Genomic DNA, 13,680 nt, shown 5'->3' on the forward strand with positions numbered 1-13,680 from the left:
ATTTTTGATTCCCTGATTTTGAATACTTAATTTGAATTGTTGTGAAGTTTGTATTAAAAAAATAGATATATTTTGAAATTAATAATAAAAAATGATTAGATTTGTGTAATTAATATAATATATTGAGAAAGTTATGAAGAAAAAATTTACTTCTTTCTTTTTCCTCTTTCTGTTTGCGATTACCAGTGCACAATGGAGTCCCACAACATTCAGGGGAGAAAAATCCAGAGCGGGTTCTGATATTAAGAACTATTACTCTCTAGACATTTCTTTACTAAAGTCTCAATTGGCGAAAGCGCAGGAGACGGGAAAAAATGCAAAACCCGTCACGATTTCTTTGCCAACTTTAGAAGGAAAAATTGAAAAATTTGCCGTTTACAGCTTCCCCGTGGTAGTGAAGGAACTGGCAGATCAGTATCAATTAGGATCTTATGTAGGAGTCGGGGTTGATGATCCCGGTAAATATCTGAGATTCAGTTTGGCGCCAAATGATTTCCAATCGATGATCATCAAAGATGGCAAGTACGAATTCATAGAACCAGCTGACAAAAACAAAACAGTTTATGGTGTGCATCCAAAAACTGATAAAAGTAATGAAGGCTTCCTTTGTTCTATGAATGAAGATAGGCTATCTAAGCAAGAGATAGCGAATCTTTATAAAGAAGGAAAATCATTTGCTAATCAAACAACCAATTTTGCAAAGTCTTCTGACAAAAAGTATAGAACGATGAGATTGGCAATGTCTGTAACAGGAGAATACACTCAATATTTTGGGGGGACTGTTGCAAACGCTTTGACAGCAATCAATGCTTCATTAACAAGAGTAAATGGTGTATTTGAAAAAGATTTTGCATTACACTTAAATTTACAAAACTATCCGGGTGTTATTTATACAAATCCGGCTACTGACCCTTATTCAGCGGCTGCAGCTGGTGTTGCAGGAGCTTGGAATACAGAATTACAACAAACGCTTACAGCAAACGTCGGTAATACTAACTACGATATCGGTCACTTGTTTGGTGCTTCCGGTGGTGGTGGTAATGCGGGCTGTATTGGCTGTGTTTGTATAGATCCTACTACTGCAGTACCAAAAGGTAAGGGTTCGGGATTCACTTCTCCTGCCGATGGTATTCCGCAAGGAGATAATTTTGATATTGACTATGTTGCTCACGAAATGGGTCACCAATTAGGAGGAAATCATACTTTCTCTCATGGTTTGGAAAGTGCAGGAGTAAACGTTGAGCCGGGTTCTGGTTCAACAATTATGGGTTATGCAGGTATCACTGGTGCGAATACTGATGTTCAGGCGCATTCAGATCCTTATTTCCATGCGGTAAGTATCACTCAGGTTCAAAATAATTTAACAAGTAAAACTTGTGATGTTGAGACTACGATTACCAACAATCCACCTGTAATTGCTGCATTATCAACCTTTAATATTCCTAAAGGTACAGCATTTGTTTTAACGGCTTCTGCAACAGATCCTGAAAATGATCCAATGACATTTTGTTGGGAGGAAGTAGATAATGCAAGTGTTACCATTAATAAAAATAATTTAGGAACAACTTCTACAGGAGCATCGTTTAGATCATTTAATCCAACAACGAGCCCTACAAGATATTTCCCTAAATTATCGTCAGTATTAGCTGGAGTTTTAAATAATTCTAATAATGGTTGGGAATCTGTTTCTACTATTGCAAGAACTACAAACTTCAGAGTAACAGTAAGAGATAATAATTCGGTAGCGACTCAACAACAAACTCAATTTGCAAATCAGCAAATAGTAGTAGGAAATGATGGTCCTTTTAAAGTTACCACTACTACTGCTTATAATAATGGTCCTACCAATGTAACCTGGGATGTTGTAAATACTACAGCTGCTCCTTATAGTGTTGCAAACGTAAAGATTGATTATACTATTGACAACGGTGTAACCTGGACAGTAGCTTCTGCTTCTACAGCTAATGATGGAACTGAAGCATTAAATCTAACAGGACTTACTGTTGGAGGAACTGTTAAAATCAGAGTTAGCTCAATCGGAAACGTATTCTACGCGATTGGTAGTGCAACGATAACTTCATTAACTGCATGTACAGGTGCTGCTCCAACTGGTATTGTTGTTTCAGCAATTACGCAGAGTACTGCTACAGTTACTTGGACAGCTACAGCGAATTCAACTTATGTGGTTCAGTATCGTCCGGTAGGAAGTACAACTTGGATTACTGTTCCTGTAACAGCAAATACGATTAATCTTTCAGGATTGAATGACGGTATCCAATATGAAGTACAGGTATCTACAGTTTGTTCAGGTGTTCAGGGACCTTTCTCTGCATCTACGAACTTTACGACTTTAGGTCTTACTTACTGTACAATGGCTTCTAGTAATCCTACTGAAGAGTATATTTCTAATGTTACGGTAACTCCGGTAGGAGCTTCTGTAATGAGTAATAACTCTGCAGGTGCTACTTATACTGATTATTCTACTACAGCAAGTGCTTTAGTAAATTTAGTAATTGGTTCTACAGGGAATGTCGTTTCAGTTAATAAAGCTTGGACAGGAACAGTATTCAGTGAAGCTGTAGGTGTTTGGATTGATTTTAACAGAAACGGAGTATTCGAAGCAACGGAACAGGTAATGAATTCTGCAGCTAGTACTACAACTCCTGTTACTGCTACCTTCAACGTTCCTGCAACTGCTTACAATGGTCCTGCGACTACAAAAATGAGAGTTGCTTTGCAATTTAGTTCTTCTCCTGTAATGTGTACAAGTTATACATACGGCGAAGTTGAGGATTATGCTGTTAAATTAATTCAGCCTATTCCTTGTACAAGTAATGCGCCATTAAATCTTTCTGTTACTAATATTACAGCAACTTCTGCTTATGTAACGTGGGATCCGGCTACAGGTGCTACTTATGTATTACAGTATAGACCTCTTGGTTCTCCAACTTGGACTACAGTTCCTTTAACAACCAATGCTTATACTATTGCTAATTTAATTGAACAAACACAATATCAAGTTCAGGTAGCTTATGTTTGTTCTGGAACTACAGGAACATATACTGCTCCTTATACATTTACAACTCCAGCAGTTACTTATTGTAATATTACTTCAAGTAATAATACAAATGGATATATTTCAAACGTAACGGTTGCTCCTACAAACTCATATGTTATGAGTAACGATACGGGAGCTAATTCTTATACTAACTATTCTGCAGATCCTGCTAAATTAGTTACACTAGTTCGTGGCTCTGCAAATAACTCTATTTCAACGTCTAAATCTTGGTTAACGACTACCCAGAGTTCATTGGCAGTCGGTGCTTGGATCGACTTTAACAGAAATGGTATTTTTGAAACAGGTGAAAGAGTAGTAAGTACTACAGCGAGTACAACTACGCCGATCACTGCAACGTTTACGGTTCCTACAACTTCTTACAATGGTCCGTTGACGCTTAGAATGAGAGTTATTTTCTCTACAAATACAATTACTGATCCTTGTGCTACAGTTGCGAATGGTGAGATTGAAGATTATGCGGTTAAGATTATTGATCTTGCGCCTTGTACTACAGCTCCGCCGTCTCCAGTTGTTGTTACGAACGTGACAGCTTCTACAGCTTTAGTTTCTTGGATCAATGCGACAGGTGCTACTTATACATTAAGATATAGAACAGGTACAGGTGCTTGGACAGTTATTGCTCCGGCAACTAACCCTTATACTATTATTAATTTAAATGCATCTACTACTTATGAAGTGCAGGTAGCAACTATTTGCGGTGGTGTTACTGGAGCTTGGTCTAGTTCTGTAAACTTTACTACTCCTGCAATTACTTATTGTACACCAACTACAACAAGTGTTAGTAACGGTTACATTAATAATATTACTGTGACAGGTACTAATACACCAATGATGTCTAACAACTCTGGTCCTAGTACTTATACGGATTACTCTAATGATGCTACGAAAATTATCACATTAGCTCGTAATTCTACTAACAACGTACTTTCTGTAGGAAGAACAATCTTATCAAGTACATATTCTACATATGCTTGGATCGATTTTAACGGCGATGGAGTATTTAATAATAATCCAACAACTGTTGCAGGTGGTGAGAGAATCATGAACTTAGGATATTCTTCTACAACGCCGGTTACTGCTACTTTCCCTGTTCCTGCCGGAGCTTACTCTGGTACGAATAAAGTGAAAATGCGTGTTATTGTATACTTCCTGACTCCTACAGATGCTTGTTCACCTCTTACAAGTGATGGAGAAGTTGAAGATTATCAAGTGAAGTTTGTAGATATTCAGCCTTGTACTACTGCTGCTCCTACAGGTATCACAATGTCAAACGTTGCTGCTACTACAGCTACAGTATCTTGGATCTCTTCTACAGGAGCTACTTATTTAGTAAGATGGAGAACTACTAACCCAGTTGGACCATGGATTACTTCTACAGTTGTTACTGGTAATACATTCAACATTACAGGTCTTACAGAGCAAACAGCTTATGAAGTACAGGTTGCAACAATTTGTGGTGGAACTCAAGGACCTTGGTCTACATCTACAACGTTTACGACTACGCCTATTACTTATTGTACGATGACGGGTACAGGAACGACTGATTTCATTTCAAATGTTACTATGACTTCAGTGAATCCGGGTATTCCTCCAATGAGTAATACATCAGTTCAAACGAACTATATTAGTTATACAACTCCGGCTACATTGGTTAACTTAGAAATAGGTTCTACAGGCAACCAGATTTCAGTAGCAAAAGCAGGTTCACAGAGTGATGCTGTGTCAGCTTGGATCGACTTTAATAGAAATGGTGTATTTGAAACTTCAGAGCAGATTATGGCTTCTGCAGCAAGTACAACCACTCCTGTAACGGCATTGTTTAATGTACCTGCGACAGCATACAACGGACCTTTAACAACTACAATGAGAGTTGTTCTAAAACGTACAAGTGCTCCTGTAATGTGTCAGAATGCTGTAAACGGAGAAGTTGAAGATTATGCGGTGAAATTAAGACCTTGTTCTACAACGGCACCGACTAACATAGCATTCAATACAATTACTCATACATCTGCTAATATTACTTGGACAGTACCTACAGGTGGTCTTACATTTATTATCAGATATAGAGTTGCCGGTACTACAGCATGGACGCAAGTTACAGCATCAACATTAACTGGAAATCCACCATTGGCTTTAACAGGATTAACTCCAGCAACAACTTATGAAGTACAAATTGCTGCAAGTTGTGGAACTGCTCCTGGAACATTTACACCTACTCAAACGTTCACGACGAGATGTGATCCTACACCTCCGAATGTTACAATTGGTACTGTAACGACAAACTCTGCAGTGGTAACTTGGGCTCCGGTTGTGCCAAGTGCAACATATGTAATAAGATATAGAGTTGTAGGAACTACAACTTGGATTACTGTAAATGTTACAACTGCTCCATTGAATACTTATACACTTACAGGTTTAACTCCATATACTACATATGAAGTGCAGGTTGCAAATATTTGTAACGGAGAAACTACGGTTAATACTTGGTCTAATCCTAAAGTATTCACTACAGAAAGAACTTGTGAATTACCTCCTCCGGGATTAACCATTACAAACCTTACTCCGACAACTGCGGTAGTGGTTTGGACATCTTTCCCGGGAGCAACTTATATTTTAAGATATAGAAAAGTAGGTATTCCGAGCTGGACGACTGTTACTTCTAATACGAATACTATTACATTAACAGGCTTGTTGGAATTAACTCAGTATGAAATGCAGGTAGCAAATGTATGTAACGGAGTTCCTGGTACGTATACATTACCTTATTTCTTCACAACTCCAACAGTAGTTTATTGCCAGATGCATTCTACTACAGGAACTTCTGAATATATTTCAAAAGTTACCGTTACTCCAAATGGTAAACCTGAAATGACGAATCCATCTTTGGCTTCAAATTATACAGATTATACAGGTGTTCCTGCTAAGTTTATAGAATTGATTCAAGGATCTGTTAATAATAAGATCACAATCGATAAAAAACTTACAGGTAATACTCAGGCAGGAGTTGCTGTCTGGATCGATTTCAACAGAAACGGATACTTTGATATCAATGAAAGGATTCTTGTTGCTTCATCCAATGCAGATGCGACTGTAACTGGAACATTCACAGTACCTTCAGATGCTTTTGTTAGCTTAACAGATTACAAATATGTAGTAATGAGAGTTGCAATGTCAAAAGATGCTATTCCTGTAAACTGTACTAACTTCCCGAATGGTGAGGTTGAAGATTACACTGTAAGAATTTCTAAAACTCCTGTACCTAACCCGATCAACCAAACGGATATTTTAATTTATCCTAACCCGGTTAGTACAGTATTGTATGTGAAAAATATCAGCAAAAAAGCTAGTTATAAGATCTACAGTTCTGCAGGACAATTGGTTTCAAACGGAATTATCTTGAATAATAAGATTGATGTACATGCCTTGATAAACGGAGTCTATGTAATAGACATTATGGATGGAGATGCAATTTCTGTTCAGAAGAAATTTATCAAAGAATAATATTTAATCATTTAATTAAATCAAATAGGCTCTCAGAAATGAGAGTCTATTTTTTGTTTTAAAAGTAATTAAAAGACAACAGCATAATTTATAAAATCAGCAAGAAAAGAATAAAAACCACAAAAAAACTCGCTGGAAAATCCAACGAGTTTAAATTTTATTCTATATCGAAGATTATCTTTTCGGTTTGATCCTTTAAATCTTCTAAATTTGTATTGTTATAGATAATGCAGTCTGCCAGTTTTATCTTGTCTTTTTCGGGCATTTGCTTTTCCATGACAGCTTCTACTTCCCGGTAGGTTTTTCCGTCTCTGTCCATCACTCTTTTAGCTCTGATGTTATCTTCGGCGGTTACCAGAAGAGATTTGTAGCATTCTTTATTCAGTTTTAATTCAAACAATAAAGCTGTTTCCTTAAAAACCAAATACTTCGTTTGTTTCTTTACCCAATCTTCAAAATCAATTCGAACAGCGGGGTGAATAATTTCATTTAAACTTTGAAGTAAATCTTTATCATTAAAAACTTTTTCAGCTACAAATTTTCTGTTGTAAAGCCCGTTCTGATCATAAGCTTCATCGCCTAAAAGTTGTTTAATTTTTGCCTTTAAATCATCGTTATCATTCACAATATCTTTTGCTCTGTCATCCGAATAATAAACAGGAAAACCGAACTCTTCAATGAATTTTGCAACCGTGGTTTTTCCTGAGCCGATTCCTCCTGTTAAACCAATGATTTTGGGTGCAGATAACGGATCAGGTTCTGCTTTCTGAGTCTCTGAGTTTAATAATTCTTCCATACTAAAAATTAATAACCAAAAACATCATTAAAACTAAAAGTCTCATCCAGTCTTACGCCTTTTTCTGTCATTTTAAGACTTGCTAATTCGTTGTGAGCATCATGTTCAAAGAATAATAAATATTCATTATCCACACACTGTTTCAGAAATTTGCCCTTTTCTTCTAAAGTTAAAAGCGGACGAGTGTCATAACCCATCACATATACATGAGGAATATGTCCTGCAGTAGGAATCAGATCGGCTGCAAAAACAATTGTTTTATCTTGATATTGAAGAACAGGAAGCATCTGTTTTTCCGTATGACCATCAACAAAAATGACATCCATTTTCAGATCCGGTGCAAAACCGTAATTTCCGTTTTTAGGAATTGGTAAAAAATTCAGTTGTCCGCTTTCCTGAATGGGCATAATGTTTTCCTTTAAGAAACTTGCTTTTTCTCTTGCATTAGGCTCAGTTGCCCATTGCCAATGGTTTTCGTTCGTCCAGAACTGTGCGTTTTTGAAAGCCGGTCTGTAGCCTGTTTTGTCATCATTCCATTCGATAGCTCCTCCGCAGTGGTCGAAATGAAGGTGAGTCAGGAAAACATCGGTGATATCTTCTCTTACAAAACCATATTTTTTTAAATTTTTGTCTAAATTATCATCACCCCAAAGCGAATAATGCCCGAAGAATTTGTTGTCCTGTTTGTTACCAAGACCACAATCAATTAAGATTAATTTTTTTCCGTCTTCCACAAGAAGGGAACGTGTTCCCAGTTCGATTAGATTTTTTTCGTCTGCAGGATTGGTTTTTTCCCACAAACTCTTTGGGACGACTCCAAACATGGCACCGCCATCCAGTTTAAATTTTCCACATTGTATTGGATATAATTTCATATAATATTAAGTTTTTTATAATGTATTATTTGTTTAATAGTTTCATTTTCTCAGCAATCCGTTTTCCGTTTTCGTCGCCTTTTTCGAGATTTGAGATGATATTTTGGAAATCATTTTCTTTTCTGTTTTGAGAAAGTTTTTGTTTAATAAAAATCTCAGTAGGAATAATTTTCAATCCAAAAGCTCCTTTCATCTCTTTTTCCACAAATTTCTTTCCCATCTCTTTCACCATCATCGGACATTGCTGAAATTTTTCGTATTTGGAAGTTAATTTATCTAAATGATTATACAATTCTTCCTGATTCATCAATTCAATTTTCCCATAAATCTGCACCGCTTCATAATTCCACGTTGAAACATTGATGTGATCGTACCAACTACTCGAAATATAAGTGTGAGCTCCCAAGAAATCACAAAGAACTTCATCTCCATTTTTCAGGATTTTCGCTTGTGGATTGGCTTTGGAAATATGACTTTCAATATAAATGTTTTTCGGATCATCTTCATTCAACATCATCATTGAGTGTGTCGCACGAATTTTATCCACAGAAGAAATTAATAAAGCAAAAGAGTTTTCTCTGATGATTTCTTTCATCAAATTGTAATCCTCACTTTTATATAATTTAGGAATAAACATAATTAAAACAATTCTCCGGGATTTCTAGGTATGGCAATATTCAAATGTTTGTAGGCTTTATCTGTAACCTCTCTACCTCGCGGAGTTCTGATAATAAATCCTTCCTGAATCAAAAATGGTTCATAAACTTCTTCCAATGTTTCAGGGTTTTCTGCAATAGATGTTGCCAACGCCGAAATTCCGACAGGTTTTCCTTTGAAGTTTTCAATCATGACACGCATGATTTTGTTGTCCATTTCATCCAAACCAAATTCATCAACATTTAATGAATTCAAGGCATATTTTGTAATGTTGATTTCAATTTCTCCATTACCTTTTATCTCTGCAAAATCTCGGACCCTTCTCAAAAGAGCATTAGCAATTCTTGGAGTTCCACGGCTTCTTCTTGCAATTTCAATCGCTGCATCCTCATAAATTTTCACGCCTAAAACTCTAGCACTTCGAATAATGATCATTGATAAAAGTTCAATGGTATAATATTCCAGTCTGCTTTGGATTCCAAATCTTGCTAACATAGGTTTTGTTAACATTCCGCTTCTTGTTGTTGCTCCTACTAATGTAAAAGGATTCAAGCCAATCTGAACACTTCTCGCATTCGGACCGGTTTCCAGCATGATATCAATTTTATAATCTTCCATTGCAGAATACAGATATTCTTCAACAACAGGCGATAAACGGTGAATTTCATCAATGAAAAGTACATCATTTTCTTCCAGATTTGTTAATAAACCGGCTAAACTTCCGGGTTTATCCAAAACGGGACCCGAAGTAATTTTACAGTTTACTCCTAATTCATTCGCAATGATATTCGCTAAAGTTGTTTTTCCCAAACCGGGAGGACCGTGCAACAGAACATGATCAAGCGCTCCGCCACGTTTTTTGGCAGCAGTTACAAAAACTTCAAGATTTTCTAAAGTTTTCCTCTGTCCTGCAAAATCTTTAAAGCTCTGGGGACGAATCTGTTCTTCCTGCATGAGCTCGTCATGGGAATAATTGTCTTTGTCTGGATGTAAAAAATCAGGCATTAATTCAATTTCATTTACTGTAAAGATAAGGAATTTAGGTTAAGGTTTAAAGTCAGAGATTGAGTAAAAATTAAGATTTGAGCAGAAGAGATATTTTAAGTATTTTTGAGAGAGAAAAATTTAATTAAACCGGGCTTTACAGTCTTTACGATACATAATGAAACTTATAGGACCTTTCAAGCAGGTTGTAACACTTGCCAATCTTCCGTTAAGAGGAAAAATTTCTGATGAACAAATTGAAATTGTTACTGACGGAGCAATTTTAATCAGTGATAATAAAATCCAACAAATTGGAAACTTTGAATCTTTGAAATCTGAAAATGAAAATATAGAAATTGAAACGATCGAAGGCGAACAAATCGTTCTTCCGGCGTTCGTAGATTCCCATACACATATTTGCTTTGGTGGAAACCGTGCGAATGATTTTGCAATGCGGAATGCCGGAAAAACCTATCTTGAAATTGCCGAAAGTGGAGGAGGAATCTGGAGTTCCGTTCAACATACAAGAAATGCTTCTGAAGAAGAATTATTAAGAACTTTATTAGAAAGAATCGATTTTTTAATCTCTCTTGGAATCACGACAATCGAAGTAAAAAGCGGTTACGGTTTAGACGTGGAAAACGAATTGAAAATGCTTCGAATCATTAAAAAAGCACAGGAACAAACAAAGGCGACTTTAGTTCCGACTTGTCTTTCCGCACATTTGAAGCCAAGAGATTTTGAGGGAAGCAACGAAGAATATTTGCAATATATTTTAACCGAAATTTTACCAAAAGTAAAAGAAGAGAATTTGGCAAAACGTGTTGATATTTTTATTGAAAAATCTGCATTTCAACCGGAAGAAAGTAAAGTGTTTTTACTTAAAACTAAAGATTTAGGTTTTGAAATTACGGTTCATGCAGATCAGTTTACGCCGGGAAGTTCAAGGATTGCAGTAGAAGTCGGTGCAAAATCTGCGGATCATCTGGAAGCGACAATCGATGAGGATATTGAATTTTTGGCAAAATCAGATACCGTTGCAACAGCTTTACCAGGAGCAAGTTTAGGTTTGGGAGAAAAGTTCACGCCTGCAAGAAAATTATTAGACGCAGGAGCAATCGTAGCCATTGCAAGTGACTGGAATCCGGGCTCTGCACCAATGGGAAATTTAATTACTCAAGCTTCTATTTTAGCTACATTTGAAAAGCTGACAACCGCAGAAGTTTTAGCGGGAATGACTTTCCGTTCGGCTTTTGCGCTAAATTTGGAAGACAGAGGAAAATTAGGAGAAGGCTTAAAGGCAGATTTCGTAACTTATAAAACTGATAATTTTCAGAATGTTCTTTATAATCAGGGAAGCTTGAAAGCAGAGAATGTTTATATTGATGGGGTTAGGATTTAATGCTTTATATTGCAAACTAACTTTAGATGCTTTCAGCATTAAAAATACACACACAAATTAAAATTATTAATGATGAACAATATTTGGCAGGGAAGATTAGATGGTGAAGAACTTCTTTACCATAGAATATTTCAGAGAGTGCGAGAAGAGAATAATTATGATTCGATTTCACCTAAAGATTTCGTTTTACATGGATTTGCTGTAGACGAAGGGGTTAAGAGAAATAAAGGGAGACAAGGCGCAAAAGATGCTCCGGATATTATCCGAAAAAATATGGCTAATTTTCCTGTAATTCTTCCAGATTTTTCATTGCTTGATTTTGGAAACATTACCTGTGATGATGAAAATCTTGAAAACACTCAGAATAATCTTGCCAAAAATGTTTCCAAAGTTTTATTGAAAGGAGGAAAGTCTATGGTTTTAGGAGGAGGACATGAAGTGACTTATGCGCATTATTTAGGCGTAAAAACAGCTTTTCCTGAACAGAAAATTGGAATTATTAATATTGATGCCCATTTCGATAACAGACAGCCTGAAAATGGAGTAGGAGCCAGCTCCGGAACCGGGTTTTGGCAGATTGCTCAGGAAGGAGAGATTAATTCTTTGCATATCGGAATTCAGAGAAATTCCAATACATTGAAATTATTTGATACAGCCCATCAATATGGGATGAAATATATTCTTGCCGATGAATTATTTTTTGAAAATCTTTCATCAATTTATCAGAGAATCAATGATTTGTTGGAGAGTGTTGATTACATTTATTTGACGATTTGCATGGACGTTTTTAATGCTTCCATCGCTCCCGGAGTTTCGGCTTCAGCTTATAACGGAATTTTTACAGATGCTACATTTATGCATTTTTACAGACATATTTTAAAGAGTGAAAAATTGTTGGCTCTTGATGTGGCAGAAGTTAACCCAACTTATGATATTCAGGATAGAACCGCAAGATTAGCGGCAACGCTTATGAATGAATGGTTTATGATTTAATTATTTTAAAATATTAATTGAGCACTTACTTAACATGAAATATAAAATTTCCGATAGTCAAAAACAATGGGTTGAAGCAAATTTTTTGGTTCTTATTAAAGCATGTGGATTTCCTTGGAATAAAGGAGAACAAATTTTGCTGAATCAGCATTTCTTTCCGAATACTTTTAACTCAAAAGAAATCGAAATTGAAAATATTATAAAAGATCTAATAACGATTTTCGACTTTGGAAATAAGATTATTAAGTATGAAATAATTTATGACCTAAGAGACAGTAACAGTTTCCCTTTAGCAATTCGAGGAAAATTTCAGGAAACAGAACTAGATAAAGTGTCTGATAATGAATATTGCATATATATTTCAAACTCCACTAAAGAAATGCCTAATCGTTTGATTTTTTGCTTAATTAATGATTTTTTGAGAATTAAATTATCAGATGCTAAAATTCCACATGATCAAAATAAATATTCGGAGAATTTTCTTTTTTTAGCAGGAATATATTTCGGTTTTGGAGTTATACTTACTCAAAAAAGAATAGATACGGGAAAAAGTTCAACATCATTTTGGCAAAAAAAATGGAATTTTTCCTCATCTATGTTAGTCGAAAATATTATTTATGGATTTGCCTTATATCAGAAAATATTTCCGAGCTTAGATATAAGTTGGATGAAAGAATTGCCAAAAGATTTTGAATCGAAAATCAATGAAGTTGCAAGTTTAGTACATTCTAGTATGATTGCTGATGTAAACGAAGCCGAAGCAAAATATTTCCTAAAAAAGTCTCTTGAAAAAAGTAAAAAAGATAATTTTATCTTAGCTATAGAACTATTGAATAAAGTTATTACGCTAAGTAATGATCATCAAACAATTTCCACAGCATATAATAATACAGGTTATTTAAAACTTAAAATTGGCTTTATTGAGGAAAGCTCAGTTCATTTTAAAAAAGCAATTGAATATCGTCCTGATTTTGGTTTCGCAAACGATAACCTTGGTTATAGTTTAATCTTACGAAATCTATTAGACGAGGGCTTAGTTTATTTAGAAAAGGCTGAAAAGACTCTTAATAACGATAAAGGCTATCATTATAGAAATTTAGGATTATATTTTCATAAAAAAGGAGAATTACTAAAAGCTAAAGAATACTATGATCAGGCATTTGATCACCAAAAAAGACCAATTGATTTTTTAGAATATCATTTTTCCGAGTTGCTATCTGAAATAGGAGATGAAGAAAATGCGGATAAATTTTTGAAAATTGCAGTTGATAAACGAGAGAAGATAGCAATGGATAAATTTAATTAAAATACTGCAGAATTAAATAAACCTATATTCTTCTAATAGAAAAAATCATTATTTTATTTCATATAAAGGAACTAATTTTGTAGATCT

The 13,680-nt window shown here is 35.4% G+C and carries 8 protein-coding genes; 4 read left to right on the forward strand and 4 right to left on the reverse strand.

Annotated features, from left to right (window positions below):
- Positions 1-133: 133 nt before the first annotated feature.
- Positions 134-6,580: a GEVED domain-containing protein gene (locus ABD940_RS19820; protein WP_345207767.1), complete on the forward strand. Its 6,447-nt coding sequence runs from the start codon at positions 134-136 to the stop codon at positions 6,578-6,580.
- Positions 6,581-6,737: 157 nt separating this feature from the next.
- Here the strand turns inward: ABD940_RS19820 and coaE are convergent, their stop codons facing one another.
- Genes coaE through ruvB form a run of 4 tightly spaced genes read right to left on the reverse strand, consistent with a single transcriptional unit; the run spans position 6,738 to position 9,913 of the window.
- Positions 6,738-7,376, reverse strand: coding sequence for a dephospho-CoA kinase (gene coaE, locus ABD940_RS19825; RefSeq protein WP_345207769.1), 639 nt, complete (start codon positions 7,374-7,376; stop codon positions 6,738-6,740).
- A gap of 8 nt (positions 7,377-7,384) precedes the next feature.
- Positions 7,385-8,251, reverse strand: coding sequence for an MBL fold metallo-hydrolase (locus tag ABD940_RS19830; RefSeq protein WP_345207771.1), 867 nt, complete (start codon positions 8,249-8,251; stop codon positions 7,385-7,387).
- A gap of 25 nt (positions 8,252-8,276) precedes the next feature.
- Complete coding sequence (locus tag ABD940_RS19835; RefSeq protein WP_345207773.1) at positions 8,277-8,888, reverse strand: FMN-binding negative transcriptional regulator; 612 nt, start codon at positions 8,886-8,888, stop codon at positions 8,277-8,279.
- Between the two features lie 2 nt (positions 8,889-8,890).
- Entirely contained in the window at positions 8,891-9,913 is a 1,023-nt protein-coding gene (ruvB, locus tag ABD940_RS19840) for a Holliday junction branch migration DNA helicase RuvB (RefSeq protein WP_345207775.1), read from the reverse strand.
- 157 nt (positions 9,914-10,070) lie between these two features.
- Here ruvB and hutI point away from each other — a divergent pair, with 157 nt between their 5' ends.
- The 3 genes from hutI to ABD940_RS19855 all read left to right on the forward strand — a co-directional run bounded on the left by hutI (position 10,071) and on the right by ABD940_RS19855 (position 13,593).
- A complete protein-coding gene (gene hutI / locus ABD940_RS19845; RefSeq protein ID WP_345207777.1) occupies positions 10,071-11,294 on the forward strand; it encodes an imidazolonepropionase in 1,224 nt (407 codons plus the stop codon).
- A gap of 72 nt (positions 11,295-11,366) precedes the next feature.
- The gene (gene hutG / locus ABD940_RS19850; protein ID WP_345207894.1) at positions 11,367-12,287 is read left to right on the forward strand and encodes a formimidoylglutamase; all 921 of its coding nucleotides are present in this window, start codon (positions 11,367-11,369) and stop codon (positions 12,285-12,287) included.
- Positions 12,288-12,321: 34 nt separating this feature from the next.
- Complete coding sequence (locus tag ABD940_RS19855; RefSeq protein WP_345207779.1) at positions 12,322-13,593, forward strand: tetratricopeptide repeat protein; 1,272 nt, start codon at positions 12,322-12,324, stop codon at positions 13,591-13,593.
- Positions 13,594-13,680: the final 87 nt, after the last annotated feature.

The organism is Chryseobacterium ginsengisoli (assembly GCF_039542325.1).
GTDB classification, from domain to species: Bacteria; Bacteroidota; Bacteroidia; order Flavobacteriales; family Weeksellaceae; genus Chryseobacterium; species Chryseobacterium ginsengisoli.